At 71.2% G+C, this 15,606-nt stretch carries 12 protein-coding genes; 3 read left to right on the forward strand and 9 right to left on the reverse strand.

Features of this window, described 5'->3' with window-relative positions; translation table 11 throughout:
* Positions 1 to 72: 72 nt before the first annotated feature.
* Genes AV521_RS11920 through AV521_RS47605 form a run of 5 tightly spaced genes read right to left on the reverse strand, consistent with a single transcriptional unit; the run spans position 73 to position 4,648 of the window.
* Positions 73 to 1,947, reverse strand: a complete 1,875-nt coding sequence (locus AV521_RS11920; RefSeq protein WP_076087339.1) for an ABC transporter ATP-binding protein — start codon at positions 1,945 to 1,947, stop codon at positions 73 to 75.
* Positions 1,944 to 2,381 carry a lasso peptide biosynthesis B2 protein gene (locus AV521_RS11925; RefSeq protein ID WP_076087341.1) on the reverse strand — a complete coding sequence of 146 codons (438 nt, stop codon included), beginning with the start codon at positions 2,379 to 2,381 and terminating at the stop codon, positions 1,944 to 1,946. The genes AV521_RS11920 and AV521_RS11925 overlap by 4 nt, the downstream gene beginning before the upstream one ends.
* The gene (locus tag AV521_RS11930; protein ID WP_076087343.1) at positions 2,378 to 2,632 is read right to left on the reverse strand and encodes a lasso peptide biosynthesis PqqD family chaperone; all 255 of its coding nucleotides are present in this window, start codon (positions 2,630 to 2,632) and stop codon (positions 2,378 to 2,380) included. Before AV521_RS11930 ends, AV521_RS11925 begins: the two co-directional genes overlap by 4 nt.
* A 29-nt stretch (positions 2,633 to 2,661) precedes the next feature.
* Positions 2,662 to 4,512 (reverse strand): lasso peptide isopeptide bond-forming cyclase, encoded by a 1,851-nt coding sequence (locus tag AV521_RS11935; protein ID WP_076087345.1) that lies wholly within the window; start codon positions 4,510 to 4,512, stop codon positions 2,662 to 2,664.
* Between the two features lie 22 nt (positions 4,513 to 4,534).
* Positions 4,535 to 4,648 (reverse strand): keywimysin-related RiPP, encoded by a 114-nt coding sequence (locus tag AV521_RS47605; protein WP_107480877.1) that lies wholly within the window; start codon positions 4,646 to 4,648, stop codon positions 4,535 to 4,537.
* 613 nt (positions 4,649 to 5,261) lie between these two features.
* Here AV521_RS47605 and AV521_RS11940 point away from each other — a divergent pair.
* The gene (locus tag AV521_RS11940; protein ID WP_076087347.1) at positions 5,262 to 6,374 is read left to right on the forward strand and encodes an ADP-ribosylglycohydrolase family protein; all 1,113 of its coding nucleotides are present in this window, start codon (positions 5,262 to 5,264) and stop codon (positions 6,372 to 6,374) included.
* Positions 6,375 to 6,556: 182 nt separating this feature from the next.
* Here the strand turns inward: AV521_RS11940 and AV521_RS11945 are convergent, their stop codons facing one another.
* Together AV521_RS11945 and AV521_RS11950 are read right to left on the reverse strand one after the other, a co-directional pair.
* Positions 6,557 to 8,125: a sodium:solute symporter family protein gene (locus AV521_RS11945; protein WP_076087485.1), complete on the reverse strand. Its 1,569-nt coding sequence runs from the start codon at positions 8,123 to 8,125 to the stop codon at positions 6,557 to 6,559.
* A gap of 126 nt (positions 8,126 to 8,251) precedes the next feature.
* Positions 8,252 to 9,040 carry an SDR family oxidoreductase gene (locus tag AV521_RS11950; protein ID WP_076087348.1) on the reverse strand — a complete coding sequence of 263 codons (789 nt, stop codon included), beginning with the start codon at positions 9,038 to 9,040 and terminating at the stop codon, positions 8,252 to 8,254.
* Positions 9,041 to 9,114: 74 nt separating this feature from the next.
* Between AV521_RS11950 and AV521_RS11955 the strand changes: the two genes are divergently transcribed.
* A complete protein-coding gene (locus AV521_RS11955; RefSeq protein WP_076087349.1) occupies positions 9,115 to 9,954 on the forward strand; it encodes a hypothetical protein in 840 nt (279 codons plus the stop codon).
* 11 nt (positions 9,955 to 9,965) lie between these two features.
* Here the strand turns inward: AV521_RS11955 and AV521_RS11960 are convergent, their stop codons facing one another.
* Together AV521_RS11960 and AV521_RS11965 are read right to left on the reverse strand one after the other, a co-directional pair.
* Positions 9,966 to 11,849, reverse strand: a complete 1,884-nt coding sequence (locus AV521_RS11960; protein WP_179023025.1) for an MFS transporter — start codon at positions 11,847 to 11,849, stop codon at positions 9,966 to 9,968.
* Between the two features lie 198 nt (positions 11,850 to 12,047).
* Positions 12,048 to 14,495 carry a D-alanyl-D-alanine carboxypeptidase gene (locus tag AV521_RS11965; RefSeq protein ID WP_256725512.1) on the reverse strand — a complete coding sequence of 816 codons (2,448 nt, stop codon included), beginning with the start codon at positions 14,493 to 14,495 and terminating at the stop codon, positions 12,048 to 12,050.
* A gap of 196 nt (positions 14,496 to 14,691) precedes the next feature.
* Between AV521_RS11965 and AV521_RS11970 the strand changes: the two genes are divergently transcribed.
* Entirely contained in the window at positions 14,692 to 15,447 is a 756-nt protein-coding gene (locus AV521_RS11970) for a GPP34 family phosphoprotein (protein WP_076087351.1), read from the forward strand.
* The last annotated feature ends 159 nt before the right edge of the window (positions 15,448 to 15,606 follow it).

Below are 15,606 nucleotides of genomic sequence, written 5' to 3' on the forward strand. Positions count from 1 at the left end.
GTCACAGAGTACGTACAGGCAGCCACGCTGGGTGACATGAAAGAACCGAACCCACCCCCACCGCCCCGTCGCTCACTCGCCGGGGTGAATACGCCCAACACCACTGGCGTGGCGGGGAGGTGGTGGGCCTGGCTCGCCCGGACGGAGCATCTGGCTCGCCGCCAGTTCGCGGTAGAGGGCACTGCCGGTGAGCAGCTCCTCGTGGCGTCCGACGGCCGTGGTGCGGCCGTCCTGCAGCACCACGATGTGGTCCGCGTGCTGCACGGTGGACAGACGGTGGGCGATGACGAGCAGGGCGCACTCCTGGGCGACGTCCTTCATGACGGTGGTGAACGCCGCCTCGTTGATCGCGTCGAGGTGGGAGGTGGGTTCGTCCAGCAGGAGCAGTGCGGGTCGGGCCAGCAACGCGCGGGCGAGGGCGACGCGTTGGCGTTCGCCGCCGGAGAGTGTGCTGCCGCGCTCGCCGATGACGGCGGCCAGGCCGCCGGGCAGCCGGTCGACGACCTCGTCCAGCCGGGCCAGTTCGACGACGCGCCGGATCTCCGCTTCCGGGGCGTCGGGCACGGCGTAGGTGATGTTGTCGCGCAGGGTGCCGTGGACGACATGGGTGTTCTGGTCGACGACGGCGATGCCCCGTCGGCATGCGTCACGGGTGAGTCCGGCCGCGGGCCGCCCGTCGAAGAGCACGGCGCCCGCGTCGGGCTCGTAGAACCTCGCGACCAGGGCGAACACGGTGCTCTTGCCGGCTCCGGAGCGGCCCACCAGGGCCACGTGCCGGCGCTGCGGGACGGAGAAGGAGACGCCGCGCAGGACCGGCCGCCGCGGGTCGTAGCCGAAGTGGACGTCGTGCAGGGCGAGGGCGGGCCGTTCGCGGGTGATGGACGGTCCGGTCGGTCGCGGTGCGGGTGTGCGGTCCGCCGGGATGAGGAGCTCGGTGGGCTCCACCGGCAGGCGCAGTGCCTCGTCGACGCGCTGGTAGGCGCCCATCCCGCGCTGGACGAGGCCCACCGCACGGAAGACGGAGGACAGCGGCAGGACGAGGTACGAGGCGTACAACAGGAAGGCGACGAGGTCACCGAGGGAGCCGGCGTGGCCGCTCACGCGCAGGCCGCCGACGACCAGGACGATCAGGAAGGAGCCCTGGACGGCGAGTTCGACGGCGGAGCTCATGACGGAGGCGAGCTTCGCGGCGCGTACGCCCGATCCGTAGGCGGCGTCGACACGGGCGCCGATGCCGGCCGCCTCGCGCTGCTCGGCGCGGTGCACACGGACCATCGGCAGCGCACCGAGGGCCCGTTCCAGATCGGCGGCGACGGCACCGACCGCCTCCTGCATGTGCGTGGACGCGCCCCTGATACCCGTGAGCAGGGAGGCGACGACCACGGCCGCCGCTGCCACGGTGACGGCCACCAGGAGCAGCAGCAGGGGGTCGAGCCACGCCATGAGAATGATCGCCCCGGCGGAGACCACGCTGCCCGTCACCAGATCGACCAGGGCCTGGGACACGACCTCCCGGAGCACGGTGGTGTCGGCCGTCACCCGGGAGATGAGGTCGCCGCCCCGGTGGCGGTCGTACTCCCTCATCTCCAGCCGGAGCAGCCTTCCCACCAGCCCGTGGCGAAGCTGCCGTACGACGCCTTCGCCCATCCGTTCCAGCAGGAAGCGTCCCGCGGCTCCCGCCGCCGCCTCGACGACGAAGAGCGCCCCCAGGAGTCCCAGCAGTGGCCAGATCACCTGTCCGTGGGCGCTCGCGTCCACGACGTCCTTGGCGACGAGCGGCTGGGCCAGGCCCAGGGCGGAGCCCACCAGGGTCAGTACGGTGGCGACGGCGATGGCGCCGCGGTGCCCGGCGGTGAGCCGGTACATCGTGGCCACCGCCGCCAAGGTCGACCCGTCACCCCCGGCGGCATCGGCCCGTTCGGCGTGCGGGGCCGTCGGGCCGGTCATCGGTCCGTCGGCCGGGGCAGCGGGCCGACCGCCACCAGCCGGGCGAAGTAGCCCTCCGGCACACCCTCGCCGACGGGACCGCCCTCCGCCTCGATCCAGGCGTGCGCGGTGAACGGCGGGACGATGCGGACCCCGGTGCACCAGGTCGGCCAGGTTCCGCCGAGCCGGCACAGCAGCGCGGCTCCCAAGGAGCGCGGCAGGCACCCCTTCGGTCCGGCGCAGCGCAGACTGGCGGCGCACATGGCGTCGCGCGCGTTCTGGGCCTCCGCGGCGGTGGCGGGTCTGGCGCCGCGCCGCAGGATGCCGAGTACCGTGCGGATACGGCGGGGCGGCAGCAGGGCGACGGCGAGGGCGGGGAGCAGGACGAGGCGGGCGGCCAGGCGGCGGGGCAGGGGCACACCGGTCGGCCGCTCCAGCGCGCTGGGCGTCGTCATGAGGCGAGCCCCGAGTCGCGCAGCTGCTCTACGAGCGCCTCGACGTCCCGCAGGGCCTGCGCCTCGTCGATGTCGAACTCCCGGACCAGGGCGGCGGCCGCGTCCGACTCCTCGCCGCCGTCGAGCAGGGTCCGCACCACCAGGGTGGCCGTCGGGTTCAACTCCCAGTAGGCGCCGCCCCGTTCGTCCAGCAGCACGGTGCCGTAGTCGGTCTGGGCCGTGGAGACGTTGTCGCCGAACCGCAGAGGCATGTGAGGGCCTTTCTGATGGGGGGATGCGGTCAGGGGTGTGCGGCACGGGTGCGGCTGCGGTCCAGTCCCCGCAGCCACACCTCGGCGGCGATCGTGGAGTACAGAATGGCGTCGGACAGCCCCTTGGAGGCGGGCCGCTGGGCGAGGCGGCGCAGCTCGGCGCCGTCCACCAGGCCCAGCTCCGCCAGCCGTGAGTCCTCCCACAGGGCCAGCAGGTCGGCTCGGTGGTCGCGCAGTCCGTTGGCGGCGTCCATGGCGGCCGTCGCCTTGTTGGCCCGCCGCAGACAGTCCTCGGGCACGATCCCGCGCATCGCGGCGGTCAGGACGGGCTTGTACCGCCAGGGCGTGACGCGCTCGCTCGGGCGTACGGCGAGACACGCCTCGATGACCCGGTCGTCGAGGAAGGGCGAGGCCATCGGCAGGCCCGCGAGCGCCGCCATCCGGTCCCACTGCCGGATGACGCGGGTGCACGAGCGGATCTGCTCCAGGTCGGTGTGGAGTCCACGGTCACTGTGCAGCGGCGAGACCGTCGCCGCGGCGGCGAGCAGTGCCCGGCGGGCTATGTCCTCGGCCTCCGGAGTCACCCAGTCGAACAGGCGCGGGGCCATGCCCCAGCCGAGACCGCTGGCGACGGACGGGGGCAGCGGTCCACGCAGCCGGCCGGCGGCGTCGGCGAGCCACTTCCCGTACGGCCGGGAGTCGGCGAGAGCCCGGACCGTGCCGCCGAGCGGCCAGTGCCACAGCGCCCGGCACCCGCGCAACTGGCGAAGGGCGAACAGCGGACGGGTGCGCAGCAGCCGGTGGTAGTACGCGTCGGAGCACCACGCCACGTGGTCGCCGCCGATGCCGGTCAGGTGCACCCGGCTGCCGCGCGCGGCGAGGCCGGGCAGGTGGTGCAGGGCCCGGGAGCGGTCCATGACGCCGATGGTGGGTTCGTCGAGGAGGTCGTCGATGCCGAGCAGGTCCTCGTAGACCAGCGGCGAGGCGTCGGCGTCCCAGACCACGTGCTCGACGTCCGGGAGGTGCCCGATGGCCCGCTCGGCCCAGTGCAGGTCGGTGTCCGCCGGATCGCGTCCCGGCCAGGTACTGGCCACCACGTGAGCGGGGGAGCGGTCGGCCAGGAAGCAGACGGAGGTCGAGTCCAGGCCGCCTGACAGGTCACAGCTCACCACGCCGCCCTGCCGGGTACGCGCGCCGACGGCCTCCTCCAGCGCCGCCCGGATCAGGGGCGCCGCCTCGGCGAGCGGCCGTACCGGCTCCGGCGGCGTCCACCACCGGGTGTGCCGTACGGTGCGCCCGTCCGCGGCGACGACCACGGCGTCCTGCGGGGCGACGGCGGTGACCGGCCGCCACATCGATGTCTCGAACAGCGGATACGGGGCGGGCCACAGCAGCCGTACGGCCAGTTCCTCGATGTCGGGGTCGAGGCCCAGGGCGGCGGCGAGTGTGTCGGCGCGGGTGGCGGCCACCCGCACTCCGTCGATCTCCGCGTGGAAGACGAGCCGTAGTCCGGAGGCGGTGCCCTGCACCCTGATCCGTCCGTCGAGGGCGCCGACGAGGTGGAAACTGCCGGGGAGGGATCGGGCGAGGGCGTCGAGCTCGGCGAGATCACGCAACCGTGCGGTACGGCGCCGCAGTTCGTCGGCGTCGGCCGGGCAGCAGCCGACGACGGCGACGCGGGCGCCACCGGCGTAAGCCGTGCGGATGTCCTCGTCGTGCCAGTGGCCGACCAGCCAGGGCCGGCCCGACGCATGCGCGAGGGTCCGGCTACCGGGGCGGGCGAAGGAGCGGGCCACGGCGGCCGCGTCCGCACGGTCCGGAAAGACCGCGAAGTGCGCGTCGCCGGAGCCCGTCCCCGCACTTTCGTGCAGTTCAGTCATGACGTCGGGGCAAGGCCGTCGGTCAAGAGTTCTTGCTCAGGATCAGCCGGTCGTTGCCGTGTTCCCCAAGGAGCCCCGTCTGATTCCGGAAGGTACCGAGCCGGACGAGCGTCGGCGCCTCATAGGCCTTCTTCATGACTACTCCTCACATGCGGGTTTCCGCCCACTTCCCCTGAACGACGGCCCGGGCTCGTCGGGAGCCGAGCCAGGAAGTGGACGCAGCACATAGCTAGCTGCAGAGCGTGAGGCGAAGGCAAGAGCCCGGGTGAAGGTCGGATAATAGGCACAATCCGTACGCCTCGGGTTGTGCGCCCCCGCTCGTTCTGGCTGTCGCCTGCGCGGCATTGGCGGGCGGCCTCGGTATGCGCATGCTGAAATAAACGTTTTGACATGCCGCCCGGCAGCTGCTGACGGCACCTGCCGGAGGCACCTGACGGCAGCCGCGGACAGGCGCCGCCGGGCGCACTCCACGCCGGGGCGCACCTCTCGGCGCCGGGATGACGGGGCGAACCGGCAGGAGATCGACTCCAGCAGCGGCTTGCGCTTGGTGTCCTTGAGGTAGCCCCAATGGGCCGGAACGGGAACGTTCCGTTCGAATTCGGGCCCGGTCGGATTCCCGGTGGGGCCGAAGCGCTGACGGCTGGCCGGGAATGACCCGTACCGGGTGATTTGCCCCCGTGAACGCGCCGTTCGCTGTCGATTACAGTGCTGAACGTCGTACGGACGGACGGTGCCGTGAGGAGGTCTGCGTGGGTGCGACATCCGGCGCCGTCTGGGGCCGTGCCGAACAACAGGACTTCCGCAGCAGGGTGCGCGGCACCCTGCTCGGGGCCGCCGTGGGCGATGCGCTCGGCGGGCCCGCCGACCCGCTCTCCCTGGAGGAGATCCGGGCGGCGTACGGCCCCGAGGGGCTGCTCGATCTGGCCTTCGGGCAGGGCCGGCGCGGCACGGTCACCCACCACACCCAGCTGACCCTCTTCACGGTGGACGGGCTGATACGCGCCCAGGTGCGCCGCGACACCGGCGCCTGGCATCCGCCGACCGATCTGCACCGGGCGTATCTGCGCTGGGCGGCCACCCAGCGGGACTGGGGGCCCGACGAGCGCCGCAAGGACGACGGCTGGCTCGCCCGCGAGGAGTGGCTCTACGCCCGCCGCGAGCCGACCCGGGCCCTGCTCGTCGGCTTCGGCGACGACACGCTCGGCACCCTGGAGTCACCGAAGAACCCCGGCGAGCTGGGCCCGGAGGCCGTGGCCCGCTCCGCGCCGTTCGGGCTGCTGGTCGGCTGGGAGCCGCAGCTCGTCGCGCAGCTGGCGGTGGAGTGCGCGGCGCAGAGCCACGGGCACCCCATCGCCTACCTCTCGGCGGGCGCGTACGCCGTGATCGTGCATGCGCTGGCCCGGGGCGAGAGCCTGGACGGTGCCGTGCAGCGGGCCCTCGCCCTGCTCGCCGCCCGCCCCGGCCACCAGCCCGTCTCGGACGCCCTGCAGCATGCGCTCGGGGCGGTGCGGCAGGGGATACCCAGCCCGACCCGGGTGGAGGAGCTGGCCGGGGACGGTACGGCGGACGGGCTGCTGGCGGCGTCCGTGTACTGCGCGCTGGTGGGGGAGGACGTACGGCACGGGCTGTGCCTGGCGGTGAACCAGAGCGGGCCGTCGGCGGCGGCGGGCGCGCTGACCGGCGGGCTGCTCGGCGCCCTGCACGGCGAGACGGCCCTCCCGCCGGGGTGGCTGACAGAGCTGGAGGGCCGGCCGACGATGCTGGAACTCGCCGACGACTTCGCGATGGAAATGACCCAGGGACCGGCGCTGCACGGTCCGGCGGGGTCGTCGCCGGGGTGGCTGGCGAGGTACCCGCGCTAGCAGGCACGGGGCATCCGCCGCGTCCCCTTTTTCTCGACGCGCCAACTCCTGTGCGGGCCAAGGGCTTTATCCGGCTCCGAACACCGAGGAGCACACGACATGGGCAGGAAACGCGATCCGGACGAGGACCCCTTCGACTCCGCCATCGACCCTCTGTCCTGCACTGCCCCGCCGGACACCCCCTACTCCGCTGCCGGTGCTCCGATCACGTCGTCCCCGGCGTTCGCGGGCACCGGCACCGCCGCCACCCCGTCCCCATCGGTGTTGACCTTCTCGATGATCGCCAGCCTCTCCGGTGTCTCCTCCGGCTTCACGTAACCGATGACGATGTACAGGACCAGGGAGACCGCCAGCGGCACCGAGACCTGGTACTGCAGGGGCACTCCGCCGGAGACGTTCCAGTTGATGGGGTAGTTCACCAGCCAGAACGCCAGCAACCCCGCCGCCCAGCTGGTCAGCGCCGCCGTAGGACCGGAGCGGCGGAACGGCCGGAGCAGGCCCAGCATCATCGGGATCGCGATCGGACCCATCAGACCGGCCACCCACTTGATGACGACGGTGATGATGTCCTTGAACGCCGGGGAGTTGACCTGGGTGGCCACAGCCATCGACAGGCCCAGGAAGACGACCGTCGTCACGCGCGCCGCGATCAGACCCGAGCGCGCACCCCAGGCCCGCGCGCGAGCGGACAGCACCGGCGCCACGTCCCGCGTGAACACCGCCGCGATCGCGTTCGCGTCGGAGGAGCACATGGCCATGGTGTGGGAGAAGAAACCGACGATCACCAGGCCCAACAGCCCGTGCGGCAGCAGCTGTTCGGTCATCAGGCCGTAGGAGTCGGAGCCGTCCGGCTTCTGCGCGTGGACCAGGAGCGGGGACATCCACATCGGGAAGAACAGCACCACGGGCCAGATCAGCCACAGGATCGCCGACAGCCGGGCGCCGCGCTCGGCCTCGTGCGCGCTGCCCGTCGCCATGTACCGCTGCGCCTGGTTGAGCATGCCGCCGTTGTATTCGAAGAGCTTGATGAACAGGAACGCGAGGAGGAAGACGGTGCCGTAGGGGCCCACCAGCGGCTTGCCGTGGCCGTGCAGGGCCGGCTGGTTCCAGGCGTCGAAGAAGCCGATGTGCTTGTCGTTCAGCTTCAGTACGACCGCGACGAACATCGAGACCCCGGCGAGCAACTGGATGACGAACTGGCCGAGTTCGGTCAGCGCGTCCGCCCACAGGCCGCCGATCGTGCAGTACACGGCCGTGATCGCGCCGGTGATGAGGATGCCCTGGTTCAGCGACACACCCGTGAACACCGACAACAGGGTGGCGATGGCCGCCCACTTGGCGCCCACGTCCACGATCTTCAGCAGCATGCCGGACCAGGCGAGCGCCTGCTGGGTGGACACGTTGTAACGGTTCTTCAGGTACTCCAGCGGGGAGGCCACATGGAGCCGGGAACGCAGCCGGTTGATCCGGGGCGCGAACAGCTTCGAACCGATGGCGATGCCGAGCGCGATGGGAAAGGACCAGGTCACAAATGAAGTAACGCCATACGTATAGGCGATGCCCGCGTACCCCGTGAACATGACCGCGCTGTAGCCCGACATGTGGTGCGAGATGCCGGACAGCCACCAGGGCATCTTGCCGCCGGCCGTGAAGAAGTCGGAGACGTCGTCCACGCGCTTGTGCGACCAGACGCCGATCGCCACCATCACACCGAAGTAGCCGATGAGTACGGCCCAGTCGAGACTGTTCATGTGCTCGATCGTGAGTGCGGTCACATGAACGCGACAAGCAAGCGTAAGGTCAAAGCGAAGTAAAAATGTTCGTTTGGGTGATCCGAGTTCACTTACCTGAACATGTGCATGGAGGCGCGGACGGGGTCACCGCATCAGTTCCCCCGCGTTGACCAGCAGCGACTGCCCCGTGATGGCCCGCGCCCGGTCCGAGGACAGGAACACCGCCGCGTCCGCCACGTCCCCGTCCGTCGCCAGCTCCGGCAGTGCCATCCGCTCCGTCAGCCGCCCCAGCACCTCCACCTCCGGCACCCCTTCCGTCTGCGCGGTGAACTGCACGTAGGCCTGCACCGGCGGCCCCCACATCCAGCCCGGCAGTACGGTGTTGACCCGGATCCGGTGCGGCCCGAGTTCCCGGGCCAGCGAGTACATCGCGCTGGTCAGCGCCCCTTTCGACGCGGCGTAGGCGGCCTGCTTCACCTGTGAGGGCGCCGCGACGGCCGACTGCGTCCCGATGAAGACCACGGAACCGCCTCCGCCGGCCTTCAGTGACGGCAGGCACGCCCGGGTCATCCGCAGGGTGCCCAGCAGGTTCACGTCGATGACCGACTGCCAGGTCGCGAAGTCCGCGTCCTCCAGCCCGCCGAAACAGGAGTCCCAGGCCGCGACATGGACCACGGCGTCGACGCCGCCGAACCGCTCCCGCGCCAGCTCCGCAAGTGCCGCGCACTGCCCTTCGTCGGTGATGTCCGTCGCCCGGTACGCCGTACGCGTGCCGTCCGGGTCGATCTCGGCCGCGCTCTTGGCGAGGTTCGCCTCGGTGCGCGCCCCGAGCACCGCGTTCCCGCCGTCCCGTACAACGGCCGCGGCGACCTGGTGACCGAGCCCGGCCCCGACTCCCGAGACGACGACGGTCTTGCCGGTGAGCAGAGACATTGCGGCCTCCCTGGCTATGGCACTCCATCTGACGGAGCGTCAGAGTACGGGTGACCGCAGGAAAGGGGAACCGCATGAGCGACGACACCCGCAGCGAGACGTACGCCGAGCTGGCTGCCGTAGGACCGTACGGCGTCCGCCCCGGCCACGCCCTGATCACCATGGTCGAGCCGCACCCCGGCCACGAGTACGCCTACAACCGCTGGTACGAGGACGACCACTACTACGCCGGCGCGATGGCCATGCCCTGGATGTACGCGGGCCGCCGCTGGGTGGCGACCAGGGAACTGCAGCTCCTGCGGTCTCCCGAGAAGTCGGCCGTCGCCCAGCCGGTGACCGCCGGCTGCTACCTCTCCACCTACTGGATCACCGACGGCCGCTACGACGACCACATGAAGTGGACCGTCGCCATCAACAAGCGCCTCAACCGCGACGCCCGCGTCTACCACGACCGCACCCACGTCTTCACCTCGTTCCAGGACCACGAGACGACCGTGTACCGGGACGGCGCGGCGGGCCCCAGGGACTTCCAGGCCCTCGACCACCCGTACGCCGGGCTGGTGCTGGAGGTGATCGACAGCGAGTCGGCCGGGCAGCGGGCGGAGCTGCTGCGGTGGCTGCGCGGCCGGCACCTGCCGAAGCGCCTCGCCGGCTCCCCGGCCGCGCTGGTGACCGTGTTCCGGCCCACCCCGCTGCCCGGCGACCGGATGACCTATGTCAAACAGGTCGAGGGCACGGACACCCGGCTGACCCTGCTGTGGTTCCTGGAGCGGGACCCACGGGAGTGCTGGGAGGAGCACTTCACCGGGCTCGATGCGGACGTCTCGGACTCCGGGCTGGGCAGGGTGGAGCTGGTGGCGCCGTTCATCCCGACGATCCCGGGCACCGACACCTACGTGGACCGGCTCCGCTGAGGGTCACGGCCTCAGTGCTTCTTGAACGCGTCCGGGCAGGGCGTGCCCCGGGGAAGCTGGTACGGGGCCGCCAGCCGGTAGGTGCCCGCCTTCGGCGCCAGCAGCATCGTCCACTTGTCGCCCTTGGCGTCCTGAGGCGTCTCCATCAGGCACCCGTTGGTGTTGACGTACGTCTTCGCCGGCGTCTGCTGCGGAGCCTTCAGGCTCTTGCCGTGCTCGTCGACGATGCTCAGCCACGGCGAGTACGGGATCCTGATCAGGATCCGCCCGGCCTTGCGCACCTGAAGCGTCATCTCGCCCTGCCCGGCGTGCTCCACCACCGCGTCGGGTTCGGCGAGCGGCGTCGCATCGGTGACCTGGAACAGCTGCCAGTTGGCGTCGCCCCAGACCTGCTTCAGATACGGCATCCCGCGCCGCAGCAGCTGCCGCTCGCGCTCTCCGCCGTCGCCGTCCGGGTTGTCCTTCGGCAGGACGACGAAGTGGACGGCCCAGCGCTGGAGCCACTCGTGGTAGTTCGCCGAGTTGAGGGTGTCGTCGTAGAAGAGCGGGTTGCGCTCCATGTCGGCCTGCCGGTTCCAGCCGCGCGCCAGGTTGACGTACGGCGCGAGCGCGGACGCCTCGCGGTGCGAGCGCGCCGGGACGACCTCGACCCGGCCCTTCTCGGCGCCGGCCTTCTGCAGCTGGTGGACGAGCGGGGCGAGTTCACGCGCCCAGGACGCGGCCGGTGTCGTGTGCACGATGTCGTCCACCGACTTGAAGCCGATCCAGCCGGCGAAGCCGAGCAGCGCCAGCACGGTCACGTACCACCTGCGCGACTTCCGCACGGTGAACGGCAGCGCGGCCACCAGCGTCGCACCCGCGAACAGCATCGGCAGCCGGGAGATGTTCGAGCCGATCTGCGAGTTGATCAGCCAGACCAGGACCACGCCCAGGCTGTACACGCCGGCCGTCAGCCGGACCGTCACCCACTCCTTCGGGACCAGGAACAGGCACAGCAGGCCGTAGGCCAGGGGCAGGATCACCGAACCGATCGTCATCGGCTGGGTGCCGGAGAACGGGAAGAGGAAGTACGAGGCGGCGACCACCACCGTCGGGGCGAGCCCCAGCGCCCAGGCGCCGGGCCGTCGTTTCTGCAGGAACAGCGCGGCCGCGACCAGGCCGACGAACAGCCCCGAGACGGGCGAGGCCATGGTGGACAGACCGGCCAGCGGGGCGGCCACCGCCGCCTTCGCCCAGCGTTTGTGCCGCCAGCGGTACGGCCAGCAGAAGACGGCCGCGACGGCGCCGAGCGCGAACATCGTGCCGAGTCCGAAGGTCACCCGGCCAGAGATCGCGTTGCACAGCAGCGCGACGACCCCGGCGAGCGACGCCCACAGCGGGTTCCGTACCGCCCGGCTGCGGATCAGGACCAGCGTCAGCAGGCCCGCCGAGACCGTCCCGGCGATCATCATCGTCGTACGGACGCCGAGGACGGCCATCAGATACGGCGACACCACGCTGTACGACACCGGGTGCATACCGCCGTACCACGCGAGGTTGTACGCCGAGTCCGGGTGCCGGCCGACGAACTCCGCCCAGGCGTCCTGCGCCGCGAGATCGCCACCACTGTTCGCGAACGTGAAGAACCAGAGGATGTGCAGGACCCCCGCGAGGGCCGTTATGGACAGCACGGGGTGCCGCAGCAGCCGTCGGCGCAGAGGCTCGGCGGCGACGAGCAGGCGTGCGACTCGACCCGGGTGTTCACTGTCGGTAGGCCCGTTCGAGGGGCCGGTGGGACCCGTGGGACCGGTGTGACCCGTGTGCCCCTCCGGGCCGGCTTCGGACACGTGTATTCGCGGGCCGGATCCCGGGCCCGGATCGGCGTCGTCAGCGCGTGTCGGCTCCGCTGTGGCCACCTGAAGGCACTCCCCGTGTCCCGTCTTCTGTTCTCGGTCGTGTTCCATGGTGTTCCCGGCCGCTTCCCGTTCAGTTCGCGGCCCAGTCCCGTGACCGGCGACCTGCCCCGATTCGCGACGCTAGCACGCACCCCGCCACGGGGCTCCCGGGTGGGGCCTCCGGCGTCGGGGTGCGTGGGCGGATCAGAGGTGGCGCGGTCAGCCCAGACGGGTCAGCTTGGCGCCGTAGCCGGGCTCGGACAGGTCCTGCTGCAGGGCCACCGGGATCTTGATGGTGCCGCCCGTACCGTCACCCACGGTGAGCGAGCCGACCTTGGTGCCGGCCTTCGCGGTGTGCGGCACCTCACCGGAGGCGAAGGACAGCTTCACGTTCAGCCCCGACCAGCCGACCGCGACGACGTCCTGGGTGACCACGACGGGGGTGTGGCCGCCGAGCTGGTCGTCCACATAGCCGACCACGTCGCCCTTCTTCAGGAGCTTCGACGAGGTGAGCGCGTCCTGGGCGCCGGTCAGCGCGGTCCTGCTGACCGCGTTGACTGTCTCCAGGATCTTCGGCTTGTGCTGGCCGAGGATCGCGCCGACGAGGGTGACCGTCTGCCCGCCGACCTGCTTGCGGGAGGCGAAGAGCAGATTGCCGCCGGCCGCGGTGGTGCTGCCGGTCTTGATGCCGATCGCGCCCATCTTGTACGGCAGCTCGTTGTAGTTGTTCCAGTAGTGGCCGGAGGGATCGGTCCAGCTGGCCGCGCCGGTGATGGCGACCAGGGCCGGGTTCTTGACGACCGCGCGGCCGAGCTTCACCTGGTCCTCGGCCGTGGAGACGGTGCTCTCCTTCAGGCCCGAGGGGTCGGTGTACGTCGTGTCGTTCATCCCCAGCTCCTTGGCGGTGTCGTTCATCTTCTTGACGAACGCCGCCTCCGAGCCCGCGTCCTTCCGCGCGAGCAGCCGGGCGATGTTGTTCGCGGACGGGATCATGACCGCCGACAGGGCCTGCTTCTCGGTGAGGAAGTCACCGGCCTTGACGGTGTTCAGCGTCGACTCGCCGGCCTTGTCGTAGCCGCCCTCGGTCTCCGCCTTCGAGTCGATCTGGATCTTCGGGCCTTCCTCGCCCGGCTTCAGCGGGTGGTCCTTCAGGAAGATGTACGCGGTCATGGTCTTGGCGACCGAGCCGATCGCCACGGGGGTCTGCTTGCCGAAGTGGCCTATCGTGCCGATGCCGTCGACGTCGATCCAGCCCTGGCCTTCGCCCGGCCAGGGCAGGTTCGCCGTGCCGCCGTCGAACGTGTACGTGTCCTTGCCGGACAGCACGAGGGTGGGGGACGGCAGCGGGCGCACCGCCTGTACGACCGCGAAGATGATCACCAGGAGCAGGGCCAGGGGAGTCCAGATCTTGACCCGGCGCACGATCGTGCGGACCGCGGTCTCCGGGGGCGGGGGCGTGTTCGTCAGCTCCGCCAGGAGGTCCAGCGGGGGCTTCGGGGGGAGGGGCTGCTGGGTGGTGCGCTCGGGGCCGACCTGGGGGACGGGGGTGGTGACGTCCGGCTTGGTGGCCGGCTTGGCGTCCGGCTTGGTGGCCGGTGCCATGTCGTTCTTGAGCGCGACGAACTTGCTGGTGCGCTCGGAGTCGGACTCGGGGGTCCTGGGTTTGGGTTTGCCGCCGAGCTTGAGCATGGTCGTCGGCTGATCGACCTGCTTGGGCGTTACGGCCTTGAAGACGGCGGTGGGCTGATCAACGGCCGCCTCGGCTTCGCCTTCGGCGTCCGTGCTCCCACGGGGTGCCTGCGGCGCTTCGGCGCGGGGAGCGTCCGCCTCGGCTTCGCCTTCGGCGTCCGTGCTCCCACCCGCACCACCCGTGCGGCTCTCGTTGTCGGCTGCGGGTGGCCCCTGTGGGGCGTCCCCACCGTCGGCGTCCTCGGATCCGTCCTCGCTCCCCGACCTGACGTCGGCCTTCGGCTCGTCCTTGGCTTCCTCCGCCTCGGCTTCGGCTTTCGCCTCTGCCTCAGCCTTCGGCTCCGCCTTGGCGTCACGGTCCGAGTCGGCCTCAGTCTTCGGCTCCGCGTTGGTGTCATCGTCCGAGTCGGCCTCGGAGTCCGCCTCAGCCCTCGCCTTCGGCGCTGCCGTCTCGTCGGCCGTGTCGGCCTTCGTACCGGCGTCAGCGTCCGCGTCTGCCTTCTCGCCGTCGTTGTCGGCCTTCGCGGCCGCGTCAGCCTGCGCCCCTGCCTTCACTTCGGCGTCCGTCTTCGCGGTCGCGTCCGTCGTGTCGGGCTCGGCCTTCCCCTCCTCGGCCGCGCCGTTCTGCGCCCCGGCCGCCTCCGCCTCGGTCTCCGTGTCGGCGGTGGCCGTCGGATTCGTGGGAGGGGTGTTTGCAGGTGTGTCGGAGCTGTTTGCGGGAGCGGCGGTGCGGACCCAGGCGGAGACCGCCTTGCGGAGGGCCGCGTCCTCCGCCGGGGTTTCCTCGGTGTCCGGCTTCGGCGCGTCAGGTATCGAGAGGATCTTTGTCGCGGTGTCCGCACTCGCCGGCGCGGAATCCTTTTCCCGGGAGACCGCGAGCCGCGGATCGCGCGCCTCGGGAACCGGACCCGCGCTCCCCGACGTCGGTTCTGCCGACGACTCGCGCTGCTTCGACCTGTCGGGGGACTCGCCCGCCACCGATGCCTCCTCCATGCGCCGCACGCCCACGCGCGCGCCCTGTCCGAACCATGTACCAGTGTCCTGTGTGAGGGCTTGGCCCCTGCGGTAGACGAGAACGACATACCTACCGGTTCCCTCACGAACCGGTCACGCACCCTCGACAGACCGATGTGAGAGGGGTCACCCTGTCATTCATCCACGCGGGGAGGCATGGATGGGCAGGAGCCGCAGAACACTTCCGGAGGAGCTTCTGCTGCTGGCACTGGACCCGGCCACGGGTACCACTGCACAGCCGCAGTCGCTCGACCTCGGTCTGGCCGGTGCACAGCTAGTGGAGCTGGCGCTGGCCGGACGGATAGCCCCAGACGGGGATCGTATCGCCGTGGTGGTGCCACGGCCGACAGGAGATCCGACTCTGGACTGTGCCTTGGAGTTGCTGCGAAGGCGCGGCGCTCCGGTACGGGCCGTCCACTGGATCGGCGGGCCCCGGTTGGGGCTCAGGCAGATCTACCTCTCGCATCTGGAGCGGTGCGGCATGGTTGCCGCCGTACCGGGGCAGATGTGTGGGGTGCTGCCGACCACGCGCTATCAGGCGACGGACACCGCCATCAGCCGGGAGATCCGATCCCGGCTGGATTCCGCGATCCGCACCGGCGTACCGCCGGACCCGCGGACCGCGGCGCTCGCCGCCCTGGCGCACGCCGTCGGACTCGGCAAGCACCTGTATCCGGGGAACGAGGGCCGGTCCTCCAGGTCCCGGTTGCGGGATCTGATCCGGCACGACCCCATGGGCGGCCTTGTCGCGCATGCCGTGATGGACGTGCAGAACGGTGCGGTCGCGCAGCCGCGCCGGGGCCCGGCCGCCACCGGCCGGCAGGGCGCGGCCGCCGCCCGGTCCGCGGCGGAACCCGCACGCGGGGTTCCGATGCAGCCGCACCGCGGATCCATGGCACGCGCCGTAGCCCACTGAGTCATAGGGCCGGTCCGACGGGCCCTTGACCCAGGTCCCCCAGACCCGGTTCGGGAGCCGCTGGTCAGAGCGGGGCGGTGAGATCCCTGTGGTCTCGCCGCCCCGCTCGACTGCGTCCACGGCACCCCATCGGGTGGCGTGCCGTGGCGAACTGACGCG

Origin of the sequence: Streptomyces sp. IMTB 2501 (genome assembly GCF_001953885.1) — a bacterium.
Taxonomy (GTDB): Bacteria; Actinomycetota; Actinomycetes; order Streptomycetales; family Streptomycetaceae; genus Streptomyces.

Coding starts and splice junctions, on each gene's coding strand:
- AV521_RS11955 (WP_076087349.1), top strand. CDS start 9,115: ATGAGCGACGACACCCGCAGCGAGACGTACGCCGAGCTGGCTGCCGTA.
- AV521_RS11945 (WP_076087485.1), bottom strand. CDS start 8,125: ATGAACAGTCTCGACTGGGCCGTACTCATCGGCTACTTCGGTGTGATG.
- AV521_RS11950 (WP_076087348.1), bottom strand. CDS start 9,040: ATGTCTCTGCTCACCGGCAAGACCGTCGTCGTCTCGGGAGTCGGGGCC.
- AV521_RS11970 (WP_076087351.1), top strand. CDS start 14,692: ATGGGCAGGAGCCGCAGAACACTTCCGGAGGAGCTTCTGCTGCTGGCA.
- AV521_RS11930 (WP_076087343.1), bottom strand. CDS start 2,632: ATGCCTCTGCGGTTCGGCGACAACGTCTCCACGGCCCAGACCGACTAC.
- AV521_RS11925 (WP_076087341.1), bottom strand. CDS start 2,381: ATGACGACGCCCAGCGCGCTGGAGCGGCCGACCGGTGTGCCCCTGCCC.
- AV521_RS11920 (WP_076087339.1), bottom strand. CDS start 1,947: ATGACCGGCCCGACGGCCCCGCACGCCGAACGGGCCGATGCCGCCGGG.
- AV521_RS47605 (WP_107480877.1), bottom strand. CDS start 4,648: ATGAAGAAGGCCTATGAGGCGCCGACGCTCGTCCGGCTCGGTACCTTC.
- AV521_RS11935 (WP_076087345.1), bottom strand. CDS start 4,512: ATGACTGAACTGCACGAAAGTGCGGGGACGGGCTCCGGCGACGCGCAC.